General features: G+C 60.5%; 20 protein-coding genes. 10 read left to right on the forward strand and 10 right to left on the reverse strand.

Features of this window, described 5'->3' with window-relative positions:
* Positions 1–7 precede the first annotated feature (7 nt).
* Complete coding sequence (locus HXO69_RS00440) at positions 8–1,159, forward strand: ABC transporter permease (RefSeq protein WP_296544650.1); 1,152 nt, start codon at positions 8–10, stop codon at positions 1,157–1,159.
* Positions 1,160–1,296: 137 nt separating this feature from the next.
* Here the strand turns inward: HXO69_RS00440 and HXO69_RS00445 are convergent, their stop codons facing one another.
* Positions 1,297–2,124, reverse strand: coding sequence for a hypothetical protein (locus HXO69_RS00445; RefSeq protein WP_049341996.1), 828 nt, complete (start codon positions 2,122–2,124; stop codon positions 1,297–1,299).
* A gap of 293 nt (positions 2,125–2,417) precedes the next feature.
* On the opposite strand from HXO69_RS00445, the gene HXO69_RS00450 reads away from it, so the two are divergent.
* The 3 genes from HXO69_RS00450 to HXO69_RS00460 all read left to right on the forward strand — a co-directional run bounded on the left by HXO69_RS00450 (position 2,418) and on the right by HXO69_RS00460 (position 5,244).
* A complete protein-coding gene (locus HXO69_RS00450; protein WP_070633606.1) occupies positions 2,418–2,810 on the forward strand; it encodes an RNA-binding S4 domain-containing protein in 393 nt (130 codons plus the stop codon).
* Between the two features lie 85 nt (positions 2,811–2,895).
* Positions 2,896–4,374, forward strand: a complete 1,479-nt coding sequence (locus HXO69_RS00455; protein ID WP_296544654.1) for an MATE family efflux transporter — start codon at positions 2,896–2,898, stop codon at positions 4,372–4,374.
* 213 nt (positions 4,375–4,587) lie between these two features.
* Positions 4,588–5,244, forward strand: a complete 657-nt coding sequence (locus HXO69_RS00460) for an NAD(P)H-dependent oxidoreductase (protein WP_049332370.1) — start codon at positions 4,588–4,590, stop codon at positions 5,242–5,244.
* A gap of 290 nt (positions 5,245–5,534) precedes the next feature.
* On the opposite strand, the gene HXO69_RS00465 is transcribed toward HXO69_RS00460, so the two are convergent.
* The 7 genes from HXO69_RS00465 to HXO69_RS00495 all read right to left on the reverse strand — a co-directional run bounded on the left by HXO69_RS00465 (position 5,535) and on the right by HXO69_RS00495 (position 15,311).
* Positions 5,535–8,054, reverse strand: coding sequence for a cation-translocating P-type ATPase (locus HXO69_RS00465; RefSeq protein WP_296544675.1), 2,520 nt, complete (start codon positions 8,052–8,054; stop codon positions 5,535–5,537).
* 204 nt (positions 8,055–8,258) lie between these two features.
* A complete protein-coding gene (locus HXO69_RS00470) occupies positions 8,259–8,645 on the reverse strand; it encodes a hypothetical protein (RefSeq protein ID WP_049352915.1) in 387 nt (128 codons plus the stop codon).
* Positions 8,646–8,674: 29 nt separating this feature from the next.
* Positions 8,675–8,890, reverse strand: coding sequence for a heavy-metal-associated domain-containing protein (locus HXO69_RS00475; protein ID WP_044150011.1), 216 nt, complete (start codon positions 8,888–8,890; stop codon positions 8,675–8,677).
* A gap of 63 nt (positions 8,891–8,953) precedes the next feature.
* The gene (locus tag HXO69_RS00480; RefSeq protein WP_012902717.1) at positions 8,954–9,379 is read right to left on the reverse strand and encodes a metal-sensitive transcriptional regulator; all 426 of its coding nucleotides are present in this window, start codon (positions 9,377–9,379) and stop codon (positions 8,954–8,956) included.
* Between the two features lie 297 nt (positions 9,380–9,676).
* Positions 9,677–10,480, reverse strand: coding sequence for a hypothetical protein (locus HXO69_RS00485; protein WP_296544656.1), 804 nt, complete (start codon positions 10,478–10,480; stop codon positions 9,677–9,679).
* Positions 10,481–10,815: 335 nt separating this feature from the next.
* The gene (locus HXO69_RS00490; RefSeq protein WP_296544658.1) at positions 10,816–11,523 is read right to left on the reverse strand and encodes a DUF6318 family protein; all 708 of its coding nucleotides are present in this window, start codon (positions 11,521–11,523) and stop codon (positions 10,816–10,818) included.
* A 560-nt stretch (positions 11,524–12,083) separates the two neighbouring features.
* On the reverse strand, positions 12,084–15,311 hold the full coding sequence (locus HXO69_RS00495) for a DEAD/DEAH box helicase (RefSeq protein WP_296544660.1): 3,228 nt from the start codon (positions 15,309–15,311) through the stop codon (positions 12,084–12,086).
* A gap of 337 nt (positions 15,312–15,648) precedes the next feature.
* Here HXO69_RS00495 and HXO69_RS00500 point away from each other — a divergent pair, with 337 nt between their 5' ends.
* Positions 15,649–16,104: a hypothetical protein gene (locus HXO69_RS00500; RefSeq protein WP_296544661.1), complete on the forward strand. Its 456-nt coding sequence runs from the start codon at positions 15,649–15,651 to the stop codon at positions 16,102–16,104.
* A gap of 196 nt (positions 16,105–16,300) precedes the next feature.
* On the opposite strand, the gene pta is transcribed toward HXO69_RS00500, so the two are convergent.
* Positions 16,301–18,391 (reverse strand): phosphate acetyltransferase, encoded by a 2,091-nt coding sequence (gene pta / locus HXO69_RS00505; RefSeq protein ID WP_296544664.1) that lies wholly within the window; start codon positions 18,389–18,391, stop codon positions 16,301–16,303.
* Between the two features lie 247 nt (positions 18,392–18,638).
* Positions 18,639–19,262, reverse strand: a complete 624-nt coding sequence (locus HXO69_RS00510) for an N-acetyltransferase (protein ID WP_296544665.1) — start codon at positions 19,260–19,262, stop codon at positions 18,639–18,641.
* A gap of 105 nt (positions 19,263–19,367) precedes the next feature.
* Between HXO69_RS00510 and HXO69_RS00515 the strand changes: the two genes are divergently transcribed.
* The 5 genes from HXO69_RS00515 to HXO69_RS00535 all read left to right on the forward strand — a co-directional run bounded on the left by HXO69_RS00515 (position 19,368) and on the right by HXO69_RS00535 (position 24,625).
* Complete coding sequence (locus tag HXO69_RS00515; protein ID WP_296544667.1) at positions 19,368–20,273, forward strand: spermidine synthase; 906 nt, start codon at positions 19,368–19,370, stop codon at positions 20,271–20,273.
* A gap of 153 nt (positions 20,274–20,426) precedes the next feature.
* Positions 20,427–21,374, forward strand: a complete 948-nt coding sequence (gene pheA / locus HXO69_RS00520) for a prephenate dehydratase (RefSeq protein WP_296544669.1) — start codon at positions 20,427–20,429, stop codon at positions 21,372–21,374.
* Between the two features lie 77 nt (positions 21,375–21,451).
* Complete coding sequence (gene serS / locus HXO69_RS00525) at positions 21,452–22,759, forward strand: serine--tRNA ligase (protein ID WP_296544671.1); 1,308 nt, start codon at positions 21,452–21,454, stop codon at positions 22,757–22,759.
* 248 nt (positions 22,760–23,007) lie between these two features.
* Positions 23,008–24,096, forward strand: a complete 1,089-nt coding sequence (locus HXO69_RS00530) for a diacylglycerol kinase family protein (RefSeq protein ID WP_296544672.1) — start codon at positions 23,008–23,010, stop codon at positions 24,094–24,096.
* 103 nt (positions 24,097–24,199) lie between these two features.
* Positions 24,200–24,625 (forward strand): hypothetical protein, encoded by a 426-nt coding sequence (locus tag HXO69_RS00535; RefSeq protein ID WP_296544674.1) that lies wholly within the window; start codon positions 24,200–24,202, stop codon positions 24,623–24,625.
* Positions 24,626–25,174: the final 549 nt, after the last annotated feature.

The following is a 25,174-nucleotide window of genomic DNA, read 5'->3' on the forward strand; positions in this document are numbered from 1 at the left end:
GATTCTTGTGAACAATGAAACTACCACCGCAGTCACTGCGGAATCGGTGACCGCCTCAGCCCCCGAGCGCTCCTCCTGGCTCAAGGTCATCGCCACCTCCGTACTAGCATCCTTGCTGGTAGCACTCGTCGTCCTAGCCTTCACTTGGCCCACCAAGACCATGGAGGCAAAGAACCTGCCCGTCTCTATCGCAGGCCCCGAGGTGACCGTCAGCCAGTTTGAACAGTCCCTCAAAGACCAAGGTATTGAAACCTTCGACTTGAAGCAGGCATCCTCCCGCGAAGAGGCTGAACAGCAAATCAAGCAGCGCGAAACCTATGGCGCAATCATCTTCACCGAAGGCGCTGCTCCCGAGGTGCTGACCGCCCCCGCCGCCAACACCGCAGCAACCCAGATACTCAACGGTGTTGCCACCCAGCTGAACGCGCAGATTCAGCAGAAGGCACTCGCCGCTAAGACGGAAGCCCTCACCCAGGCGGTGCAGGCGGGAGGCGAGCAGGGTGCGCAGGCTGCCGCCCAGCTGGAGCAGATGAAGGTGCAGGCCGAACAGGCATCCGCAATGGAGGTGAAGACCACCGCAGTTGTGCCCCTGAGCGAGAATGACTCCTCCGGTACCGGTCTGGCTATTGCCGCATTCCCCCTGGTCATGGGCGGAACCATCGGCGGCATGCTCTCCTTGACCCTGATTAACGGCACCTGGCGCCGCTTCGCCACCGCAACCCTGTACTCCGTCATCGCCGGTGCACTGACCGCCCTGATTCTGAGCACCTGGTTCGGTTTCATTCCCGGTGACTTCGCAACCCTGTGGGCTGCTTTCGCCGCAACCTACCTGGCTACCGCGTCCTTCATGATCGGTATGGGCGCCCTGCTGGTTCCCTCCGCTGGCCTGGGTCTGAGCGCCGTGGTGACCATGTTCATTGGTAACCCGATTTCGGGTGCGACCATGCCGAGCGTGTTCCTGCCCGGTGCGTGGGGTCAGATTGGTCAGATGTTGGTGCCGGGTGCTTCCTCGACTCTGCTGCGTTCGATTGCGTACTTCCCGGAGGTTGCAACGAGCGACCAGTGGCTGGTGCTCGGTTCCTGGATTGCGTTCGGTCTGCTCGCCGGTGTCATCGGCTGGGCTCTCAAGGAGCGCCGCACCGCAACGGTGGAGGCATAACCACCGCGGGTTAGACCGCCGGTACAACGTAGCCGGCACAATATAGCCGGTGCAACGTAAGAAGGGTGTGTGCCGTGTTCACTGAACACGGCACACACCCTTTCGGCATACCGACTATTACCGGCTGCTATTCGCTGTTACTGGTTGTCGAGGACGTACTGTTTGAACTGCTCGTCCCGGCGCTTGAATTCCTTGAGCTCATTCTCCAGGGCAGCCTGGTTCTTGGCGACGAGCGGCTTCTGGTACTGCGCCTCCAGGTCGTAGAGCTTCTGCGAACGGCCTACATCCTGATTGCACTGCGCCTGGATAGTGGCGATTCGAATTTCCTCTTCTGAGGGGGTGGTGCTCTGACGAATATTCTTTTCTTCCTTGACGGTCATCTCACTATCGGGGGTGAGACCCTTGTCCTTGACGCATCGCTTCCACTCGTCGTCGAGGGATTTTTTGAGCTGTTGATCCCCTGCGGCGTTTCGGGCATCGGTTTCCAAACGCCTATACGTGGCGGAGCCGAATGGTATCTCTCCAATTTGCTTCATCTCATCGCTGGCGCGCTGATAACATTCGGTGCTGACATCCTTCCCGGGGTCGGATGAGGGCGCAGGGGAGGACAGATCCAGCGTATTCGAGTCGTCGCTCTTGTGGAGGCCGTACTTTTGGGCGTACTCAACGTTCCAGATTCCGTAGGTCCTGCCGAAGTTCCTGCCGGCCCCCTCGGTGCGGACAAACATCTTGTAGTGTTGCCCGTGTTCGGCAAAGCACTTTTTGCGGGCGAGCTCAAGGGCTTTGGTGAAGTATTCGTCCTTGCCGGTGGTGTCGTATGCGTCCAGGGGTAGGATTACCTGGTCATTTTCTACGTCGAAAATCGCGCGGGCGCTTTCGTCCTTCTCCAACGTGGGACCGAAAGAGCAAGAGGACAGCACAGTGCTGATGAGGGCAGCCGCCATAAGCTTTTTCAAAGCTGACATGGTGTATATCCAATCTGTTACGGGGAGCCCGTGGCGTCGCGGCCACAACCCCCCCCCGTAGACCACGCGAACTAGGTGGCCTTGAGAACACTTCTTGAGAAGGTGACTTAACAATACCCCTAGTGGATGCGGGTTTGTGCTCAATAGGGAGGTGCGTGCAATAGAAAATTTTCCGCCGCGTGGCGGGTTCGGTGCCGGTTGCGGATTTGCCCGGTGAGATTACGGTGAGATTGCGCAGGATAGGTGGGCGCACCTGATTTGGTGCCCCGCCCGCCTCGCGCCACAATGAACACATGACCGCAGAAGACACCACCACACTAACCAGCGCCAGGCTCGACCTCTGGCTCTGGTCAGTGCGCATCTTTAAAACCCGCTCCCTCGCCGCCGACGAATGTAAAGGCGGCCACGTGCGCGTCAACGACGCCCCCGCCAAACCCTCCCAAAAACTCAAAAAAGGCGACGTGGTGCGCGTGCGCTACCCCGGCTGGGAACGCGTCTTCAAAGTCGAAAAACTCCTCGTCAAACGCGTAGGCGCACCCATCGCCGTCACCTGCTACGAAGACCTCTCGGGCCCGCGCCCCGCCTACCTTTCCATGCCTCCGGTCGCTAAACGCGAACGAGGCAGCGGCCGCCCCACCAAGAAGGAACGCCGTGCCCTCGACGAACTGCGCGGCCGAGGCGCCTAAAGCGCATCTCGCACGCCTATCTCGCAGAGTGCACCCCGCCCCGCGCGCGGGCACCCGCCGCAGCGGTGGGGAGTAGCCTAGAAGGATGAGCACACAGAAGCACCCAAATACTGAACCCAGTAGCACTGCGCCCGGTGGCGCTGCATCCGGCGCGCTCGCGAAGAATACCGCGAATACCGCCGCGAGCCCCAGCGCCAACACTGGCGCCAACACCGCCGAGCCTTCGCTGAACCGGCGCATCCTCGCACTCGCCGTACCCGCCTTCGGCGCGCTCATCGCCGAACCCATCTTCGTGCTCACCGACTCCGCCCTCATCGGCCAACTCGGCAAAGCAGAACTCGCCGGCATGAGTATCGCCGCCACGCTTGTCACCACGGTCGTGGGCCTCATGAACTTCCTCGCCTACTCCGTCACACCCGCCGTGGCGCGCGCCTTCGGCGAGAAGAACCTGCGCCGCGCCTGGCAGATCGGTGTGGACGGCGTGTGGGTCGCCTTCGGCCTCGGCATGCTCCTCATGATCGCTGGATACGCCTTCGCCGACCCGCTGCTACGCGGCCTCGGCGCGACCGACGAAACCATCAGCTACGCCCTCGACTACCTGCACCACTCGCTCTGGGGCATCCCGCCGATGATGATTATCCTCGCGCAGGTCGGCACGCTCCGCGGGCTGCAAGACACCGTCACCCCGCTCAAAGTCGCCACGGTCGGCACGCTCGTGAACATTGTGCTGAACTGGCTGCTCATCTACCCGGTCGGCTGGGGTGTCGCCGGTTCGGCGACCGGCACCTCCCTCACCCAGTGGGGCATGGCTGCCGCGCTCGGTGTGGTCATGATGCGCGGCACCCGCGAACACGCCGTCCGCTGGGCACCCGACGTCGCCGGCATGCGTTCGGTGCTCTCACTCGGCTCCTGGCTCATGCTGCGCACCCTGTCCATGCGCATTGCCTCCCTGCTGACCGTGTTCGTCGTGGCACGATTCGGCACCGAACACACCGCCGCATACCAGCTCGGCATGGGCGTATTTAACCTCTTCCTCTACGCCTTGGACTCCCTCGCCATCGCCGCCCAGGCGCTACTCGGCAAGGAACTCGGCGAACGCGACCTCAACGTAGAATCCGAACGTGCGAAGGTGCGCCAGCTGAAAAACCGGCTGCTCCGCATGAGCCTCATCTACGGCGTCATCACCGGCCTGATTTGCCCGCTCATTGGCTTCTTCGGCTCCTGGATTTTCACGCAGGACGCGCAGGTGGCGTTCCTCTTCACCATCGCCACCGTCATCATTGCCCTCGGCCAGCCCATCGCCGCGTACGTGTTCACCCTGGACGGCATCCTCATGGGCGCGCAGGACGTGAAATACCTGGCGATTGGCTGCTTCATCATGCTCGTCATGTACGTGCCGGTCATGCTCGGCCTGCACTGGGCGGTCGGCAACGGCACCATGGATGCGCTCGCCGGGTATTGCGGCTTGTGGGCGGCGTATATTCTGTACTTCCAGGGAATCCGCGCGGTCATTTTTGGTCGCCGCGCCTCCTCGGATGTGTGGATGAAAGCCGGTGCCGAGTAGGGGCATCATAGGAGGTGCTGGGCAGGTGCGCTCTGGGCGCCTTGGGTACCAGCCCACCGGCTTCGTACACCCTGTAATACGACACCGGCAATACGGTCCCGCCGCTCGCGGGCGTATTTCCTGCAGGCGTAACTAATCACATTTTCCGCCGCCCGCACCCTCCGCGGGTGTAGCATGACAGGGTAATGAAACCCTCATGCAAAGGATGAAACCGTGACCGTAACCCGCGAAGAAGCTCTCGAAATTTTCGCCCGCCGCCGCGCAACCCGCGCCTACGACCCCGACCGCCGCATCAGCGACGAAGACTTCGCCGCAATCCTCGAATTTGCGCGCCTGTCGCCCAGCTCCGTCGGCACCGAGCCGTGGAAGTTCCTGGTCATCCAGGACCCCGAACTGCGTGAAAAGCTCAAGCCGATTGCCTGGGGTATGGCGGGTGCCCTCGACGACGCAAGCCACCTGGTCGTACTGCTGGCGAAGAAGGGTCTGCGCTACGACACCCCGTGGATGCGCCGCACTCTCGAAAGCCGCAACCTCACCGAGGAGCAGATGGAGGCCGCACTCGAGCGCTACGGCAACTTCCAGAAGAACGACATGAAGGTCCTGGAAAGCGACCGCGCGCTCTTCGACTGGGCATCCAAGCAGACCTACATCGCCCTGGGCAACATGATGACCGGCGCCGCAATGCTCGGCATCGACTCCTGCCCCATTGAGGGTATGAACTACGAGGCAGTGAACGAGCTGCTCACTTCTGCCGGCCTGTTCGACCCGGAGGAGTACGGCGTGTCCGTGGCTGTGACCTTCGGTTACCGTGCCCGCGAGATTGCCCCGAAGAGCCGCCGCTCCATCGAGGACCTGGTGACCTGGGCCTAAGGTTCTGCCCGGTTCTCGGTGAGGTTTTCTTGCCGGGTTTTGGAGCTCGGACTGTTGAGCTCGGGTTTTCGGGAGGGGCGTTTGAGCCAGGCTTTTGAGCTCGTTGTTCAAGCTAGGCGTTCAAGCCGCCGCCCGTGAAAACTGAATATAAAGAAATGCACCGCCTTTACACGGGCGGTGCATTTCTTTATATCTTTTACCGTGCGAAAAGCACGGCGAGATATGCTTTTGAATTTTTCGTTCAGGCTATTTCAATAGCTAATGTTTGGGCAATTTCGCGTTATGTTTCGCTACTTCCTAAACGCCGTCAGACGCATAGAATTCAGCACCACAAACACCGAACTAAACGCCATTGCCGCACCCGCAATCATCGGGTTCAGCAGGCCCGCCACGGCGACCGGAATAGCCACCGTATTGTAGGCGAACGCCCAGAATAGGTTCGACTTAATGGTGCGCAGCGTAGCGCGGGAGAGGCGCAGCGCCGTCACCACCGAGGCAATATCCGAGCGGGTCAGCACAATATCGGCAGCCTCCGCGGCAACGTCCGTGCCCGAACCCATCGCAATGCCCAGCTCCGCAAGAGCCAGCGCCGGGGCGTCATTCACGCCGTCGCCGACCATCGCCACGCGGTGACCGGCGGCCTGCAACTTCTCAACCACCTGCGACTTACCCTCCGGGGTCACGCCGGCGTACACGTTCTCAGCCGAAATGCCGACCTGCGAGGCGACCGCCTGCGCAACCTGCGGGGCGTCACCGGTGAGCAGGATCGGCTCCAGGCCGAGCTCACGCAGCTGTGCCATGGTCTCTGCAGCCTCCGGCTTGGGGGTGTCGGCAACCGAAATCATGCCGACCGGCTGCAGAGAGGAGGTGGTGTTCGGGGCCTCATCAGGTGCCTCACCGCGGGCAACCACCACGGTCGTCAGACCCGCCCGGCGAGCCTGATCCAGCAGAGCCAACTGGCCCTCACTCAGCTGCGCACCTGCCGCCTGCAGGTACTCGGGAGTACCCACAACAACCAGTCGGGAGGCGCCATTCTCGGTGCTTTCCTTGGCACCGTCACCCGCGCCGCTCAGCACGCCGCGCACGCCTCCGGGAACACCCTCAAAGCCGCTCACACTCGGCGCCGAAGCACCCTCAGCCAGCACACCCTGCTCACGGGCAAAACCGGCAATCGCGCGGGCAATCGGGTGCTCACTCAGCGCCTCCACGGCGGCGGCATCACGCAGAACAGACAGGGAACGCTCATTCTTGGAATCTGCGGATTCCGGCGAAATACCGGCAAAGTCACCCGCCGACTCATAGTCGTCAAAAGTGCCGTAGAACGCCACAGACATCTCACCAGTCGTCACGGTACCGGTCTTATCCAGAACCACACGATCAACCGTGCTCGTCGCCTCCAGCACCTGCGCATTACGAATCAAAATGCCCAACTGCCAGCCGCGACCCGTACCCGCCAACAGCGCCGTCGGAGTCGCCAAACCCAAGGCGCACGGGCACGCCACCACCAGCACCGACACCGCCGCATTAAACGCCGCAGCACCATCACCAGACACCAGCCACCAACCGACCAGAGTCAGCGCCGAAATCGCCAAAATCACCGGCACAAACACTGCAGAAACACGGTCTGCCAGGCGGGCAATCGGAGCCTTCGTCTCCTGGGTGCTCGCCACCAGCTCACCCATTTTCGCCAGGGTCGTCTCGGTGCCCACGCGGGTCGCACGCACCGTCAACGAACCAGACGTATTCACCGTGGCACCCGTGACCGTATCGCCCGGATGCACCTCCACCGGCACAGACTCGCCGGTCAGCAGGGACGCATCCACCGCGGAGGTACCCTCGACCACCACGCCGTCCGTGGCAATCTTCTCGCCCGGGCGCACCAGGAACAGGTCATCCGGCATGAGGTCCTCCACCGGAACCTGCACCTGCTTGGTCACGCCCTGCTTATCGGTGCGCAGCAGGGTCGCCTCCTTCGCGCCCATGCTCAGCAGGGTGCGCAGCGCATCCGAGGAGCGGTGGCGGGTGCGGTGCTCAATTGCGCGGCCAATCAGCAGGAACAGCGTCACCATGGACGCCGAATCGAAGTACAGCGGCGCATGGTGGCCGGTAAACATCGACCAGAAGCTGCCGCCCGCATGGTGCACGTGCGCCGTCAACGCCGGGTTCATGAGCAGCTGCGCCAGCGAATAGAAGTACGCCACGACCACGCCGAGGGACACGAGCGTATCCATCGTGGAGGAGCCGTGACGGGCATTGATGAGCGCGGCGCGGTGGAACGGCGCGGCGCACCAGAACGCGACCGGCGCGGTCAGAATCGCCACGACCCAGCCCCAGTTCGGGAACTGGAACGCGGGGAACATGGAAATCAGGAAGATGGGCACACCCAGAATCGTCGCGTAGATAATGCGGTCGGTGAAGCCGCCCTTCATGCTCGGGGTGGTGTGCTGACCGCCGCCGCCGGATGCGCTCGCGTTCGTTCCAGCGCCCGCGCGTGGCCCGTTCTTGAGGTGCGCCGTGTAGCCGGCATTGTTGATGGTCTCAACGATCTGCTCGTCGCTCACACCCTCGGGTACGATGACGCGCGCCGACTCCAGTGGCAGGTTCACCGCCGGGTCAACGCCGGGGATTTTGCGGAGCTTACGCTCCACGCGACCCACGCAGGATGCGCAGGTCATACCCTGAATATCCACGTGGATGATTCGGGTTGACTCCGTTGATTTTACGGTCGTTCCGGCGGAATTAAAAAGAGAGCGCTCACTCTGTAACGAGGGCTCACGGGTGGTTAGTGAAGGCTGTGTAGAAGACACAATACTTCCTCAAAACTCAAAAACGGGAGGGTAGAAAAAGGTACACACCAAGCCGGGGGAGGGGCCTCGAAGGACCCCGCCCCGGGCGGTGTTTGGTGCAGTATCAGGGGTGCAGCGTCGAGAGCGCGCGAGGGTGAAGCCACGGGTAAAACCGCGAGGCGGTAAACGCGGCGGCGAGCGTAGGGTTGCGGCTGTGAAAGCGGCGGCTCAGTGGTCGCCGGGCAGCCCATCCGGCCTGCTCGTATGCGGGCGAATACCGGTCACCTTCGTGCCACGATCAGACACACCGTACGCACGTTTCACGGTAGCCCGCGGGAACGGCGAAGCGTTCGCCTTCTCGCGCGCCTTCACGCCCTGCTCGTGCTCGGCGGAACGTTTATTCGCGCTCGTGCCGCTACGTCGCGCGGCGCCGGACGCATCTTCACGCGCCGTATATTCGGGACTCTGCTTCACCCACGAATCGACCAGCGCCGCATCCAGATTCATCTGCCTGGCAACGCGGGCAATCGCGTCGCGCAGGTGCATGTTTTCGGCGCCGACAAGGGTGCGGACCGCGCCAACAACCATCGCAATGTACTGCGGAGGGTAAGCCATGATGACTCCTAATCGAGCCGGCTGCCGCGCTAGACGGCGGGGGTGAAGCCAGCCTCCACGATAGCGTCCGCGACAGCCTGGGTGTTGAGGGTGCCCTCGTGCTCAATGGTCACGGTGGAGACGCCGTCCTTGACGACATCCACGGTCACGCCGGTCACGCCGGGAACTTCACTGACCTCTTCGCTGACGCTCATAGCGCAGTGGTTGCAGGTCAGGCCGGTTGCCTTAACGGTGGTGGTGCTCATGATGATTTCCTTTCGGTAATGGGTTGAAAACTTGGGTCCGCCCGGTGTTTAGGGGCAACGTGTTTAGCTGCGCATGAGGCGCGAGATCGCGGCGGTTGCCTCTTTGACCTTGGCCTCTGCGATGGTCGGGTCGCCGGTGCGTTCGGATTCGACGGCGGCGCCGGTCACGCAGTGGCCGATGTGCTCTTCGAGCAGGTTCAGGGAGACGGCGTGGAGCGCCTTGGAGACCGCGGCAACCTGGGTGAGGATGTCGATGCAGTACTTGTCTTCATCGACCATGCGGGCGATGCCGCGAACCTGCCCTTCGATGCGGCGCAGGCGCTTGAGGTGCGCCTCTTTGTTGGAGGTGTAACCGTACTGGGTTTCGGGCGCCTCGCCACTGCAGCATGCGCCAGTGTGCGCCTCAGTGGGTTTTTCGGCGGGTGTGCCGGATGCGGTGCTGACCTGGGTGGATGTGCTGTGGCAGCACTGGTTGCTGGTGGTTTCCATGGCTCCAGTATATACCCTAGGGGGGTATACCACAAGGGGGTGTTACGGGTTGTTACATGGTATGGGGGTGGGGGCTTGTCGATAGAAGGATTCTTCGATAGGTTACGGCCCTGTCGATAGGTTAGTGACTTTAATGTGGGTTAAAGACCCGCGCGAAGACACTAACCTATCGAAAGTTCTCCTGGTCCTCCCTTATGAACGGCGAAAAGCCACATGTGTTTCGAGAAGCCACCAAAGAAGTGGCTTTTCGAAACACATGTGGCTTCTCAGCGTAAGACCCACGGCAGGAGAACGACCTTACATGTCGGGCCAATCGCGGTGTAGCGAATACTCCGTGTCCCCGTCACCGTTATCGTTCAGGTGCCAACGCTGGCCGGTGCGAATATCGGCCTTGCGTAGGCGCGGGTTCGGGTTATCCTTCTTACCCATCGTCGGATCGTTCTTGCAGCCCCAGCGAGTGTCGTCATAGCTGCAGTCACCGGCTACGCGGCCCACATCAACCCGCCACACACGAATCAGCAACGGGGCACTAGTCGCCTGCGGGGTCACCATCATCATCTGCCACGGGCCACCATCCACACGGAAACGAGCCGTGTAATGCACGGTCGCGTACGCGTGGAAGTTACCAGAGCGCTGGTAGGCGTAACTTGTTGCGGTTTCACGCGGACGTTCGCGAGGGTAGGTGGTCACGGGCTGACCAGCCGTGTAGTTGGTTGCCTGGTCGCCGTTGCCGTACTCGATGACATAGGAGGAGGGCATGAGCTCAATTTCGACGTGTCCGGCGAGCATATCTGCTTCGAGGCGGTAGGGGCCTCCATCATCGACGTAGAAGTTGACCTGGTCACCCTTGTAGACGTTGGGGTCGCCTTCTGCTCGGCCAGTGCCTGCGGGGTTGTTGTAGGACTGGTGCAGGGTCGGCTTGCCCGGCTCTAGGGACTCTGCAGCGTGGCGGATTTCCTCCATGACTTCTTCGTAGGTCGGGCCTGCGGGGCCGGGGCTGTCGGCACTGGTAAGAGCGCGGGTATTGTTCGGGATGCAACTAGCAGAGGAAGGGCTTCGGGGACTTCCGTGATCTACAGGAATGCCAGATTCAAGCGACATATTTGTGAACTTGAATGTTCCTATTCTTCCGTCTTTGGTTGTGCATGACATAATATTGGGATTTTCGTTGGCGTAGGTAACTTTTACGCCGTTTCCCTGATTTACCGTGGAATAAGTATATTTAAAATCATTGAATGATGAATTTGAACTACTCTTATCGCCTTCATTTGTCTTTTGTTTAGTTTTTGATTTACTGACAGCTATTTGACATACCTTGGCAGTATTAGAACCTTTGGTCGAGCAATCGTTTGTAACGGATACTGCGGGAGAAATAGTGTTGAATATGATAAGAAAAGACAATATTGCAATATTGGTATTTGATTTAAATTTCATTGCTAGTTATCTACCTGTTCAAAATCGATAATCTTCCAGCCCTCAGAGGTGTACTTGAACGAGAACTTCCAGGTGTCGTCATCCTTTCTGTCGTTCTCGTAAGACTTCCAATCACCGTTGGGTTCAACGTACATAACGTAGCCCCACTCCCGGTATGCCTTCCAGAAGTAAGTCTCTCCCTCGCTCCAGGGGTTCCCGTCAGCAATGTAGTGATCAAGACCCGCGATAATCCAGCCGCCTCGCTTGTAGAGGGCTTCAAGACCTTCGTAGGAATCTAGTAGTTCCGTGAAGCTGCTATCAACGAATTTGCGTGCTTGACTGTAGTCTCCGGTCTGGGCACCGTAGTTGTTCCATTCAATCCATGCGTTGAGTGTTTTGCGTAGACCTTCATTGGATTTTTCTCGGTATCCGTCCTCAGGCGATGCAGGTTTCGGGACGTTCTGCGCCGGGCCGTTAGGGTCAGCTTCGCGGTACTCGCCGTCGGGCGCCTTCGAACCACCCGAATAGCCACGAACAGTAGACGGGGTTGCACTTGCCGAAGGCGACTCAGATGCCGCCGCAGAAGCCGAAGCCGACTCGCTCGGCGTAGCAGAGGCGGTGGCTGCCGCCTCATTATTTGCCTGCTGGCCACACGCCGCAAGCAGGGCACCAATGCCCACAAGTGCGCCGCTGCCCAGCAGGGTACGGCGGTTGAAGATGGTCGAATCCATAGAAGATGCGCTCCTATCGTCGGTGATGGTGTGTTGTTTAGTTACTAGTCGGGCCGCTTTTCACAGGTCAAACTGACTGCCGGAAGGAAAACAGCCCCGTAGTGCGCCAAACAAGCGCATCAGTGCGCTATTGAGTACTACAGTTACCACCCTACCGTATGTTTGCCGTCGTTTGCATTCTTTTGAGGGTGGTGGCGGTGGTTGGCCATTATTCGGGCTTCTCAATGCTTTATGCATCAAATATCTCTGTGCGCGCGAAGGTGTCGCCTCTGCAGAATTTGTGCCATGGTTTAGCGTCTTCTGCCATGGCTTTTAACTACGACCAAAGACGCTAACCTATGGCACAAATCCGTAACCCATGACCGAATCTCCGGCTGTGCCAGGCAGGTGAGAGTCGGTTATGGGTTATGGCTTAGCCTTTTCGTCGATAGGTTAGTGTCTTCACTGCGGGTTAAAGACCCACGGTGAAGGCACTAACCTATCGAAAACCTCGGTCTAAAAAGCGGGCGGCCCCGAACGCTTATAAACATCCGGGGCCGCCTGCTACGGTTATTCACTCCCTACGAAGCAATCTTCGCGATCTGGAACATGGACGCCGGCATCGGCCGGTCCAACGACCAGCGAATATGCATCGGCTTGGAACCCTCGTGAGAAATGTATTTCACGGTGCCCAGGCACATGTAGGGGCTGGTGCCTATAGCATCTTTCTTGTTGCGGCGAACGAAAAGAACGATGCGGCGCCCCAACTCTTCATGATGCTGGAAGAGCTGACCCAGCTGACTTTCGGGAGTCGTTGCGTTCTGTGAATCCCACGCGAACTCCGAGGCGCTGATGGCGTAGTCCTTGTACATGGTGGTCGGTGAGAAGTGCTTTTCAGACTTCTCCAAATTCACTAGTAGTGCGGTGGTATTCGTCGGGTTGAAGGGTACGACACCGTTAACTGAGACGCCGGGGACCTTGAAGTTTTCCTCTTGGCCGCCCAGGCCTGCGAATAGTTCCTCACGGGAGTAGAGCGCGTGAGTGCGCAGGGGAATATCTTCGCCCTCAAAGAGCGGCAGGGTGGAGGTGGTGTCCGTAGCGGCGTTGAAGTTCCAGACGCTTTCTAACTCTTGCAGAATACCGCGGTTCTTGCGCAGGGTTGCCAGACCTTCGTCGAGGCTGAACTTCTTGCTGGAACCGTCCCACTTGGCGTAAGGCCAGATGGAGAACAGGAGCATCCATGCGTGGCGGCGCTGTTCATCGGTCATGTCCTGTTCCAGGATGTCCGTGTTCAGCAGCTCCAGGTAGGCGTTAATGCGGAACGTATCGTGCACGTGCGTGAGTGCCTTGACGCGCTTATTCGTCTCGACAGATACGTTGTTGTGGAAGGGAACCACCAGGTCGGGGTACAGTCCACTCGCGGCTTGGAGGCTGGTCCAGGTCGTTGCAACGGGCTTGGTGACACCGGGCAGGGGCACCTTGCTGCTACGGCCGTAAATATGGGGTAGACCCATGCCGTAGCGGTTGATGAAGTCAATGACGGTGGGGCGAATGTCGGCGCCCGCGGAGTTTCGCCGCATATCTTCCAGGTAGCTTTTGGCTGTGTCGATAAGGGCATGCTGGTTCATGCGCAGAGACTCACGAATCTTCTGGATGACCTGCTTCTGGGTCAGCTCATCCAGGTGGAAGTGGCAACCGGCCGGCAGTTCGGGGCTCTCAATATCATCCACAGTCAGGGCACCTTGTCGCGCAAAAGCGCGGTACTTGCTGTGAATCATAAAGTTCTTGTTCTGGTGTCCCACAAAGTCGAGGACCGTCAGAACAGACTTCAACGGTGCACGGCGCAGACCGCGGCCCAGCTGCTGCAGGAAGAGCGTGAGCGACTGGGTGGGGCGTAGCATCAGGAGCGTGTCGACGCTCGGAATATCGACACCCTCATTGAACAGGTCCACGGTGAAGATCGTGGTCAGCTCGTGCGCTTCGTCTGCAAGGTTCTTCATGACCTCGGCGCGGCGCTCGACGGAATCTGTACCGACCAAGAAGTCGGCGGGAATACCCACCTCGTTGAACTTCTGCGCCATGTATTCGGCGTGCTTCACGCTCACGCAGAAGCCGAGCGCCTTCATGCGCAGGGGGTTGTCGACCTTCTCGCGTAGCTCCTCCACGATGATGCGCAGGCGGCGTTCAGCCTCGCCCTTGGTGTACAGGTTTTCCAGGGCGTTTTCGTCGTATTTGCCGCTTCGAACGTCGATGCGGCGCAGGTCGGTGCCGTCGGCAATACCGAAGTACTGGAAGGGCACGAGGAGGTGGTCTTCGAGTGCATCCCACAGACGAATTGAGGTCGCCACGTAGCCGCCGAAGTACTTGTCGGCGATGTTCACCCCGTCTTCTCGTTCGGGGGTTGCGGTCAGGCCAATAAATTCGCGGGGCTCAAAATAGTTGAAAACTTTGTCCCAGCTGGCGGCCTTAATGTGGTGACATTCGTCCATGATGATGACGTCGAAATAGTCCGGTGCATAATTCTCAAGGGCAGCACCCGACAAAGTTTGAATAGTCGCAAAAACGGCCTCATTATATTCGGGCTTTTTGCCGCCGGTCAGGAGCTCACCGAAATTACCTTTAAGCATGACGTCGCCGAAAGTGCGGCGCGCCTGGTCAAGGATTTCTTTTCGGTGCGCAATGAAAAGCAGCTTCAGCTTTTTGCCGGACTGCTCGCAGAGGCGCCTGTAATCCAGGGCAGAGAATACGGTCTTGCCGGTGCCAGTTGCGGCCACGGCGAGGTTGCGGTGACGTCCCTTAGAACGAGCGTTCTGCATTTCTTCGAGCATACGCGCCTGATGCGGGAACGGGTGCACATCCAGCAGGGAGGAGTCGATATCGTACTCCAGACCCTTGCTTTTACGGCCGGTAATATCGGCCTTGGCCAGGGCGGTGTCGAGCTCCTGTTTCTCCTGGTCAGTAGCGGTATAGAGGGTAAAATCACCGCTCTTCCAGTAGCTTTCAAACAGGCCTTCAAACTGGCGGATCAAGCCGGGCGTAATCGGGCTGGAGATACGCACATTCCACTCCAGACCGTCAGTGAGCGCGGCACTGGACAGGTTCGAGCTACCCACATAGCCGGTGGACATGCCGGTATTGCGGTGGAACAGCCAAGCCTTCGCGTGCAGGCGAGTGCTGTCGCCCTGGTAGCTGATTTTCACCTCCGCGCCGTACTCTTCAACGAGGCGGTCAATAGCTTTGCGGTCGGTCGCGCCCATATAGGTGGTGGTAATAATGCGGAAAGGAATACCGCGATTTTTAATAGCTTTAAGCTGCTCACTCAAACTATTAACGCCAGACATTTTAAGAAAAGAGCAGAGCAAATCTACACGGTCTGCACTTTCTAATTCTTTCTGAATTTCAGTATTGAGATTCAGGTCTTTAGAAGTATTCGTCATCAGAGCAACGTCGCTCAGAGGAATATCGGGGCGCGTAGTTTTTGCGTCAGTGAGGGCTAGTTCGCGCATCTGAATTACGTTGCTGTCATCATCGGTCAGCAACGAATCGTTCTGCTCCTCGGCCTCCTGCGGTAGGAGCTCCATCATGCGGTTGACGAGTTCCACCTGGTCGGCGGGGGTTTTGAGGCTTTCGAGGGCGGGGGCCAGTTGGGTGGCGAAGAACTGGGTGAGCAGTTCGGGGATGTTGTAGTCGTCCTTTTTGAGGATTTCTTCCTGCCATTGCGCGCCTTCGGGGATGGCGCGGCCCATGAGCGATGCGCTCTTGAGGTGTTCGTAGAGCCCTAAGGGGAGAGTTTCGTCAGTCGTGGTCATAGAAGCAGCCTAGCAGCCCGGGCGGTTTGGCGCTGCCCGGACGGTCACTGGCTCGGGGTGAGGGGTGGTGGAATCCTGTAATTACAAAAATCCCGGCGCCTCCTCCATAAACCCCTCCTCGAAAAGCCACATGTGTTTCGAGAAGCCACATAATATGTTGCTTTTCGAAACACATGTGGCTTCTTGGCGCAAAAATTCGGCGCACAAAAATTCGGCACCCGCACGCATAATATTTACCAGTCAAAATGCTATTGATTCGCATCACACGCCAGTATTTTTAGGTATCCTTGGGGTAACACTCAGACAGAAGCCCGCCCTCCACTTTGAAAGGGGCCGCATGAAAACCTTCTGGACCAACCTCCCCCTCACCATCCGCGCGGCAGTCATCTTCTGCTACGCCTACGCCGCGGTGCGCATCCTCAACCTCTTCTCTGAGGCAGGCACCGCACCGTTGACCCCGCGCACGCTCCTCGACGGTGCCCTCACCGCCGCGGTCGTCGTCGGTGCTCTCGCCCTGTATCTGGGTAACGCCCTGGGTGCCGCTCTGCGCGCCCGACGAGAAGGCTACGAGCCCCGCCCGGTCGGCATCATCGTCGCCTACGCGCTCTTCGTGGCGGTGTGTACCTACCTTGTCTGCCGCCTCATCGCTTACACCGTGGAGGCGGGGCTCACCTGGCTCTTCCCGCCCGCCCTCGATCCGGTGCTGGTCGCGGTGGGTATGGCTGTTCTTGGCGTGATCAACTATGTGCGCCTCGACCGAGCAAATCCCGACCACCGCACCCGCAAGGACTAACCGGGGAGTTGCACCAAAACCCCTCCTTGAAAAGCCACATGTGTTTCGAGAAGCCACGTAACATGTTGCTTTTCGAAACACATGTGGCTTCTCGGCGCATTAAAAGTAAAAATCAACACAAAAAACCGCCCCGTCCACCGCACCCACACGGGGTGACGGCGGCCGGGGCGGCCTCATTCAACGGTCAATAACCGGCTTACAGGCTCTGTGCCTGAATTGCGGTAATCGCAACGGTGTTGATGATGTCCTCAACGGTGGTACCGCGCGACAGGTCGTTCACGGGCTTACGCAGACCCTGCAGAACCGGGCCCACAGCGGCAGCACCCGAAGACTGCTGAACAGCCTTGTAGGTGTTGTTACCGGTGTTCAGGTCGGGGAAGACGAACACGGTAGCCTGACCAGCAACCTCGCTGCCGGGCAGCTTGGTCGACGCAATGGACATGTTCGAAGCAGCGTCGTACTGGATCGGGCCCTCAACCGCGAAGTCGGGGTTCGATGCGCGCACGAGCTCGGTTGCCTCACGCACAACGTCCACGTCCGCACCGGCGCCGGAGGTGCCGGTCGAGTAGGACAGCATAGCAACCTTGGGGGTCACGCCGAACTGGCGTGCAGTCTCCGCGGATGCCTTCGCGATGTCGGCGAGCTGCTCTGCGTTGGGGTTCGGGTTCACTGCGCAGTCGCCGTAGACCAGGACGCGGTCTTCCATCAGCATCAGGAAGACGGAGGACACAATCTTGGTGCCGGGGCGGGTCTTGATGAACTCGAGCGAGGGGCGGATGGTGTTCGCGGTGGTGTTCACTGCACCGGAAACCATGCCGTCGGCGATGCCCTTGTAGACGAGCATGGTACCGAAGTACGAGGGGTCGGTCATGCGCTCGCGAGCGGCCTCAATGGTGACGCCCTTGTGTGCACGCAGCTCGGCGTAGGTTGCTGCGAAGTCTTCGGTGTACTCGTTGTTCTCGATGTCGATGATGCGGATCGAGCTGGGCAGCTCAATACCCTCAGCCTGGCAGATTTCGGCAATCTTTGCGGGGTTGCCGAGCAGGATCAGGTCGCAGAAGTCGCGGCGTGCAATGATTTCGGATGCACGCAGGATTCGCACGTCGTAACCCTCGGGCAGGACCACGGAGCGGCGGTTTGCGCGTGCGGTCTCGATGAGGTTGTGCAGGAAGCGTAGCGGGGTCATGGATGCGGGGCGCTCAATTTCGAGGCGTGCGAGCAGTTCGTCCTTGTTGACGTACTCGTCCCAGCCGCCCATTGCTGCTGCGAGCTTGCGCTGGTGACCGCTTTCGAGGGTGCCGCGCACGCGGGAGACTGCGCGTGCAGACTTGAAGGTGTCCTTGGTGGTGGACAGCACGGGGAACGGTGCGTTGTCGATGAGGGAGCCGACTGCGGTGTTCTTGCCGGGCAGTGCGTCCAGGCCGCCGGTGAGCAGCACGCCGGAGGGCGCGGGGAAGGTCGGTGCCAGTGCGGATGCGAGGGTTGCTGCAACGATGTCTGCACGGTCGCCGGGGACGATGACGAAGTCGCCGTCAACGAACTGGTTGAGGAAGTTGGAGACGTTCATTGCTGCGACCTTGATGCCGTGGATGTCACGGCCGAGGTCTTCTGCCTTGATGCCTTCGGTGTCGAGCTTGAGGGCTTCGGCAACTTCACCGACGGTGGGTGCGTTCAGCTCGGGGATTTCGGGCAGTACGTAGACGGGCAGGTTTGCGTCGCCGCGCTTGACGGACTTCTCGATTTCTTCGCGCAGTTCGGGCTCGGCGCGGCCGACGATGATGGCGAGCAGGTCTGCCTTGGAGGCGAGCAGCTCGGTGCGCGCCACGTCGACTGCGGTGACTGCTTCTTCGACGGTTGCTTCCTGTGCGCCGACGATAGCGACGACGGGCAGGCCCAGATCGCGTGCAATCTGGACGTTCAGGTCGAACTCGACGGAGAGTGCGTTGGCGGGCAGGTAGACGCCGTCGACGATTACGACGTCGCTGTTTGCTGCGACCTTCTCGTAGGCGGAGACTGCGCGTGCGGAGATCTCTTCGGTGTCGCCCTCAGCGATGAGTGCGAGTGCGTCGGTCATGGAGACGGCGCCGCCGACCTGCTCCTCAGCGAGGCCGAAGTGCTCGCGGATGAGGCGTGCGACGGGGTCGTCAGAGATGGTTGCGCCGTCGAAGACGGGGCGGAAGAAGCCGACGCGGTCTGCGCGCTTGATGAGGGAGTCTGCTAGGCCCAGGGCGACGAGGGACTTGCCCGAGTTCTGGGACATAGCGGAGAGGTAAAGACCGGTGGTCATAGTTTTACTTTCCTTCTATGCGGATGTTCGGCGCTGGGTCCCGCGGCTGCGCAGGGGTGTATGTGCTCCTGTGCGCGGGTGCGTCGAGCTTATAGGTCATCTTCTATCTTAAGGCGTTGTGGGGGTGGCGCCTAACAGGGGGTGCGGTGCGCTGCGTCATGTGGACGGATGCGCGGCTGTTGTTGGGGCAGGTTGCACGAATGTTTGTGCCGCCTCCCTGGTGTGGCTTGCCCGTCTAGGGGGTTGTTTACGGGTTGAGGATGCGCGTGTATCGTACGCTGCGGCCGGGTGCCCAGGAGCCGCGTGCTTGGAAGTACACGCCTTCGTTGCGGTAGCCGAGCCTCTCGTAGAAGGAGAGCGCTCGTTCGTTTTCAGCCATGACCCACAGGTAGGAGTTTTCGTCCGGGTAGATGACGGATTCGTAGAGTGCCTGACCGAGCCCGGTGCCGTGCGTGTGGTTGAGGGTGTACAGGTGCGTGAGTTTGCGGGTGCCTGCGGGCAGTTCGGTAAGGTCGTCGGCACGTTCGAGCTCCCACTCGGAGGGCTCACACAGGGAGAGCGCCAGGCCGACCGGCTTATCCCAGTCGATGCGTGCGCCGATGGAGCAGGAGAGCCCGCCGTCGGGGGTCCAGCCGGGTACCTCATAGGCGAAGAAGCCGCGCACGGTGGGGGAGGAGAGGTGGCGGTGGAAGTCTTCGAGGTATTCGTTGCGTTCGGCGCGGTGGCGGGCGGTGAAGCTTTCCCCGAGCGTGTCGAAGTAGATCGGGTCGTAGGTTTGCTCCATGCAGTCCAGCTGCAGGTTGACGTATTTTTCGGCGTCGGTCGGTTCAATTGGTGCGAGCGCGTAGCGGCCCTGACATACAAATCCCATGGGTTCTAGTCTACTCAGCTGGCCCCTGTGGAGGCGGGCTCCCGCGGGTGCGTACGCTAGGGGCGTGCGGACTGTCGGCTAGTCTAGTCGGCTAGGCTAGAGGGTATGGCGAAAAAGAGCAGGGCACCGAAGAAAACCCAAAAGGGACAGAAAACCCAGAAGGCGCAGAAGAACCAGAAGAACCGGGCTGACGAGGCCGAGAACACCCCTGTGCAGGGTGCCGCCGCTGGCGTGTACCTGATTTCTACGGGTGAGGCGGAGCTGGTCCCCGACGGCTACCACGCCGACGGCTGGTTGCTGCTCATTAATGGTGTGCAGTCTTCCCACGTGATTGTGGGTGAGCCCCGCCAGCTGGATTTTGAGTACATGCGCTGGATTGCGGCGGTCGTCTCCTCCCACGTGGAGGAACACCTGGACGCCGCGAAGCTGCGCATCACCCACCTGGGCGGCGGTGCGTGCTCCATGGCGCGCTATTTCGCTGACCTGTACCCGACCAGCCGCAACACGGTTGTTGAGCTGGACGCCAAGCTTGCCGAGTATGTGCGCGCCTGGTTCGACATCCCCAAGGCGCCGCGCGTGAAGATTCGTGTGGGCGAGGCGGGGGCCGTCACCTCCACGTTTGCCCCGGCTTCCCGCGACGTGCTGATTCGTGACGTATTCGCCGGGGACACCACCCCCGAGGCGCTCACCACCGTCGAGTTCACCCGCACCGTCGCCGAGTCGCTCGCACCCGGTGGCCTGTACATCCTGAACTGCGGCGACGGGCCGGCGCTGACCGGTGCCCGCGCTGAGGCGTCCGCGCTGCTTGAGGTGTTTGAGTACGTGTGCATCGTTGCGGATTCGGCAATGTTGAAGGGCCGCCGCCGCGGCAACGTCATTATTGCCGGCTCCCACGTGCCCCTGCCGGAGGCTGGTTCCGTGCAGGCTGCCGCTATCGCCCGTGAGCTCATGGGTGGAGGCGTGCCCGCCCAGTACTGGGACACCGCGCGGGTTCGCCAGTTCGTAAGGTAGCGGTTTTTGGCGGTAGCTTACGTTCATTCAGTAATGACTTAAATTTTTCGACCATAGGTTAGCGACTTTGGTGGGGGCTTTTAACTACCGCCAAAGTCACTAACCTATCGCCAAATTCGGCGGCCCCTCCACGGCAGACGCTACTATAGTGGCATGCGATACACCTACCTTGGCCCCTCCGGCACCTTCACCGAATCCGCCCTGCTGAGCGTCCCCGGCGCATCCGACGCCGAACGGATCCCCGCCACCAGCGTGCCCGACGCGCTCGCACGCCTGAACGCGGGCGAGGCGGACGCCGCCATGGTGCCCATCGAAAACTCCGTGGAGGGCGGTGTGAGCGCCACCCTGGACGCTATCGCAGCCAGCGAGGGTGTACGCATTATCCGCGAGGTGCTCGTGCCGATCCGCTTCGTGCTGGTCGCTGCAAAGCCCATCAGCATTGAAGACATCAAGACCATCTCCACCCACTCGCACGCCTGGGCGCAGGTGCGCGGCTGGGCGCAGGAGAACGTACCTGCCGCCGCCTACCTGCCCGGCTCCTCCACCGCGGCGGCGGCTGTCGGCCTGCTCGAAGAGGGGTGCACCTACGATGCGGCAATCTGCTCCCCGGCGCTGCTGAACTACCACCCGGAACTGCACGTACTGCAGGACAATATCGGCGACAACAAGAACGCCGTAACCCGCTTCGTGCTGCTCTCCCGCACCGCCGACATCCCCGAACCGACCGGCTCCGACAAGACCACCCTGACCGTGCCGCTGCCCACCAACCGCGCCGGCGCCCTGCTCGAACTGCTCGAACAGTTCTCCGTGCGCGGCGTGAACCTCTCCCGCATCGAATCGCGCCCCACCGGCGAAGGCATGGGCTCCTACTCGTTCAGCATCGACGCCGACGGCCACATCTACGAGGCACGCATGCGTGACGCCCTGCGTGGCCTGCACCGCGTCTCCCCGACGCTGAAATTCCTCGGCTCCTACCCGCGCGCCGACCACGAAAACACCGAAGTCGACAGCATCCACTCCGACGGCTCCTTCGACGCCGCACACGAATGGGTCGAGTCGCTCTTCCCGAACGGCCGCCCCGCACAGCTGCAGCGCCGCTAGATACCCCCGCCCCTACCCGCGCTCCACCAGCGCAAACCCCGCCCACAACCCACCGCAAGATTAGGTAGGATAAAACAGTGATTGATATTAACCTCCTCCGCGAAAACCCCGACGTCTTCCGCGCCTCCCAGCGAGCACGCGGCAAGGACGAAACCCACGTCGACCGCATCCTCGAAGCCGACACCGCACGCCGCGCACTCATCGGCGAATACGAGACCCTGCGCGCCGAACAGAACGCCTTCGGCAAGACCGTCGCAAAGGCACCCAAGGAAGAAAAGCCCGCACTCGTTGCACAGGCCAAGGAACTGGCCGCCCGCGTCAACGAAGCAAAGGCAGCCTCCGAAGCGAAAACCGCCGAATACGAGGAACTGATCAGCAGCATCGAAAACCTCATCATCGACGGCGTACCCGTCGGCGGCGAAGACGACTACGTAGTCGTCAAGGAAGTCGGCACCCCCCGCGACTTCACCACCGAAGGCTTCGAACCGCGCGACCACCTCGAAATCGGCGAACTCGTCGACGGCATCGACATGGCACGCGGCGCAAAGGTCTCCGGCGCACGCTTCTACTTCCTCAAGGGCCAGGTAGCACGCCTGGAGCAGGCACTCATGTGGATGGCGCTCGACCTCGCAACCGAGCACGGCTTCACCATGATGACCACCCCCACCCTGGTCCGCCCCGAAATCATGAACGGCACCGGCTTCAACGTCAAGCACGACGACGAAATCTACCGCCTCGAACGCGACGACCTGTACCTGGTCGGCACCTCCGAGGTGGCGCTCGCCGGCTACCACACCGACGAGATTCTCGACTTCGAGAAGGGCGCGAAGAAGTACCTGGGCTGGTCCTCCTGCTACCGCCGTGAGGCAGGCTCCGCAGGTAAGGACACCCGCGGCATCATTCGCGTGCACCAGTTCAACAAGGCTGAAATGTTCGTTTACTGCCCCGTCGAGCAGGCAGAAGAGATGCACGAGAAGCTGCTGTCCCTCGAAGAGGAAATGCTGCAGCGCTGCGGCCTCGCATACCGCGTGATTGACACTGCCGCAGGTGATCTCGGTACCTCCGCAGCCCGCAAGTTCGACTGCGAGGCGTGGGTCCCCACCCAGGGCACCTACCGCGAGCTGACCTCCACCTCGAACTGCACCACCTACCAGGCGCGCCGCCTGAACATTCGCGAGCGCACCCCGGACACCGTGGACGAGGCAGGCAACGTGCGTAAGGGCCGCACCCGCTCCGTGGCGACCCTGAACGGTACCCTGGCGACGACTCGCTGGGTGGTTGCCCTCCTGGAGACTCACCAGCAGGCAGACGGATCCGTGCGTATCCCGGAGGCGCTGCGCCCGTACATGGGTGGCGCCGAGGTTATCCCGGCTATCGCTGAATAAGGGATGCCTGCTGGAGTGAGTCTCCACTCCGGCGGGGGATTTGGTGCCTCGCGCGCTCGGAATCCCCCACCTCCGTCCCACCAGCAAGCAGACGGCTCCGTGCGTATTCCGGAGGCTCTTCGCCCCTACATGGGTGGTGCCGAGGTCATCCCCGCAGTAGCTGCTGAGTAATCTCACAACCAGCTAAAAAACCCGCTCACCGCGTAAACGGTGGGCGGGTTTTTGCGTATCCCGGTAGTCTAAGAACTATGCCTCTTTACCGTAAACTCCTTGGTGTTTCTGCGGCGGCGGCTCTGACCGCCTCCGTCACTCGCGCCCGCCGTGAAGCGCGCCGACGCGCTATCGAACTGGGCGCACCCTTCGGCGTTCTGCCGACCCTGCCTACGGGTGAGGCGCAGCGTGTGGGCGTGGTGTACAACCCGAGCAAGCCCGGTGCTGCGGCGGCTATCGAGATTCTGGAACGCACCCTCGCGGCGAACGGCCACCCGCAGGCGCTGGTGCGCACCACCCGCGTGGACGAGCCCGGTTCTGAGGCTGCCCGCGAGCTGATCGCTGAGGGTGTTGACCTGCTGATTGCTGCCGGTGGTGACGGTACGGTGCGTGCTGTGGCGGCGGCGCTGGCGCATCATGAGGGGCGTAAGCCGCGTCTGGGTATTCTGCCGATGGGTACCGGTAACCTGCTGGCGCGTAACCTGTATATTCCGGTGAGTGACGTGGCGGCGTGCGTGAATATTGCGCTCAACGGTGCAGGTCAGAGCGTTGATGCGATTGAGATGACGACGACGAGCACCACCGGCGAAGAAACCGAACACACGTTCTTTGTGATGAGTGGTGCCGGCTTTGACGCGCTCGTCATGAATGATACGAACGAGGATATTAAGGCGAAGTTCGGCTGGGTTGCGTACGTGCAGTCCGGCATGAAGCATATGCTGGGCAGGTCGCACCCGGTGCGTATTAGCGTGGACGGTGGGGAGCCTCGTACTCTGCCGATGCGGTCGGTGCTGATCGCGAATTGTGGTCGCCTGCAGGGTGGTATTCGCCTGGCGGATATGACGGATGTGCACGACGGTAATCTTGAGGTGATTGTGGCGTCGCCGCGTGACCTGGTGGAGTGGGGGCTGTTGATGGCAAAGGTTACTCGTCGCACGATTTTGGGTTCGCCGCGCGTTGAGCTGCCGGTGATTCGCCACCTGGTGGGGTCTGAGGTGGTGCTGGAGTTCCCGGATGGTGCGCAGCCTGTTGAGGTGGATGGTGACCCGGCACCGTCGGCGTACCGTATTAGTGCACGCGTGCTGCCTGCCGCCGTGGAGGTGGCGGTCCACCCCGAGGTGCTCTAACAGGTGTGGTTTGCTTGCGCCCGTTTTGAGGAATCGCCCAGGTGGGTGACGTATTCTCGGGAGTGTTGATGTATACACCGAGTACGTCAGGAGACAACCACCTATGAGCAACCAGCCCGCCCTTCAGCAAGCCGCACCGTATCTTTCGCACCCCGCAGATTATCTGCAGGAGAAGCCGCGCCGTGGCTTCTGGAAGACTGTTCTGCGCATCATCGCCTGGGGCATGTATGTTGTGAGCGTGCCCGTGTGTTTAATCGTGACGGGGGTTGTTATTGTCGGCCTGGTGTTGCTTGGCGGCTCGATTGATAACGTGATTCTTCACTTTGTGGTCATGCTGGTGATGCCTTTTGTGGCTCTGGTCCTTGGCTGTGTTGGGCTGTATTTCTTTGGTGTGAAGATTATTGGTGGTCTTTTCACGTATTCGCGGGCTGATAGCGAGGTGGAGGACCGCAGCGAGCGTTTTGTGATAGGTACGTACGAGCTCTTCGCTGAGATGTTTTCGGGCCTCCCCGACATTGACTTCTTCTGACGGAGGCGGCGTCTAGGGTCTGAGCGAAAGTTAGCTCTGGACCCTAACCGCCTATATGTGACCTGGATTATGAAAAAAATCGCCAATTTTTTCACTATTTTCTGAAAATCACAGGGATAGTGAAAAAATTGGCGATTTTTTACACTATTTTTCTTACAGCCCACCTTGGTGCAGTCCTCACCTCTAAAGGCTACGACTCGGCAAAAATCCCGATAGCTAGTGGACCAACCCGCAAACGTAGGGGAGGGGCCGCACCAGAATGCGTCTTCTCCCCTGAGCTGTAGTTAAACAGAAAAGGCACCCATCGAGGGTGCCTTATGCGCAAGGTCCGAGCTTCGACCAGAATCCACCAGTACACCCCGCTACGGCTCACCCGTTATACCTCTTCGCCTTGCGGCGATTGTCTCAGGGTTCTTGTGTTACCTTGCTAGTTCCAACTATACCTAAGCTCTGAAAACACGACCAGTAACTAGGTTATTCCTAAAACCCGGCGGCCCGTGAGCCAGTCACGGGTACCGAAAAGAAAAACCCCCCCCGCCCCCCCCCCCC

Origin of the sequence: Rothia sp. (in: high G+C Gram-positive bacteria) (assembly GCF_015265375.1) — a bacterium.
In the GTDB taxonomy this organism is placed as follows: domain Bacteria; phylum Actinomycetota; class Actinomycetes; order Actinomycetales; family Micrococcaceae; genus Rothia.

Bases quoted from the DNA above. Each gene is read 5' to 3' on its own strand.
- HXO69_RS00445 (WP_049341996.1), bottom strand. From the start codon at position 2,124: ATGTCAGCTTTGAAAAAGCTTATGGCGGCTGCCCTCATCAGCACTGTG.
- HXO69_RS00450 (WP_070633606.1), top strand. From the start codon at position 2,418: ATGACCGCAGAAGACACCACCACACTAACCAGCGCCAGGCTCGACCTC.
- HXO69_RS00455 (WP_296544654.1), top strand. From the start codon at position 2,896: ATGAGCACACAGAAGCACCCAAATACTGAACCCAGTAGCACTGCGCCC.
- HXO69_RS00470 (WP_049352915.1), bottom strand. From the start codon at position 8,645: ATGGCTTACCCTCCGCAGTACATTGCGATGGTTGTTGGCGCGGTCCGC.
- HXO69_RS00475 (WP_044150011.1), bottom strand. From the start codon at position 8,890: ATGAGCACCACCACCGTTAAGGCAACCGGCCTGACCTGCAACCACTGC.
- HXO69_RS00480 (WP_012902717.1), bottom strand. From the start codon at position 9,379: ATGGAAACCACCAGCAACCAGTGCTGCCACAGCACATCCACCCAGGTC.
- HXO69_RS00485 (WP_296544656.1), bottom strand. From the start codon at position 10,480: ATGTCGCTTGAATCTGGCATTCCTGTAGATCACGGAAGTCCCCGAAGC.
- HXO69_RS00490 (WP_296544658.1), bottom strand. From the start codon at position 11,523: ATGGATTCGACCATCTTCAACCGCCGTACCCTGCTGGGCAGCGGCGCA.
- HXO69_RS00495 (WP_296544660.1), bottom strand. From the start codon at position 15,311: ATGACCACGACTGACGAAACTCTCCCCTTAGGGCTCTACGAACACCTC.
- HXO69_RS00500 (WP_296544661.1), top strand. From the start codon at position 15,649: ATGAAAACCTTCTGGACCAACCTCCCCCTCACCATCCGCGCGGCAGTC.
- pta (WP_296544664.1), bottom strand. From the start codon at position 18,391: ATGACCACCGGTCTTTACCTCTCCGCTATGTCCCAGAACTCGGGCAAG.
- HXO69_RS00510 (WP_296544665.1), bottom strand. From the start codon at position 19,262: ATGGGATTTGTATGTCAGGGCCGCTACGCGCTCGCACCAATTGAACCG.
- HXO69_RS00515 (WP_296544667.1), top strand. From the start codon at position 19,368: ATGGCGAAAAAGAGCAGGGCACCGAAGAAAACCCAAAAGGGACAGAAA.
- pheA (WP_296544669.1), top strand. From the start codon at position 20,427: ATGCGATACACCTACCTTGGCCCCTCCGGCACCTTCACCGAATCCGCC.
- HXO69_RS00530 (WP_296544672.1), top strand. From the start codon at position 23,008: ATGCCTCTTTACCGTAAACTCCTTGGTGTTTCTGCGGCGGCGGCTCTG.
- HXO69_RS00535 (WP_296544674.1), top strand. From the start codon at position 24,200: ATGAGCAACCAGCCCGCCCTTCAGCAAGCCGCACCGTATCTTTCGCAC.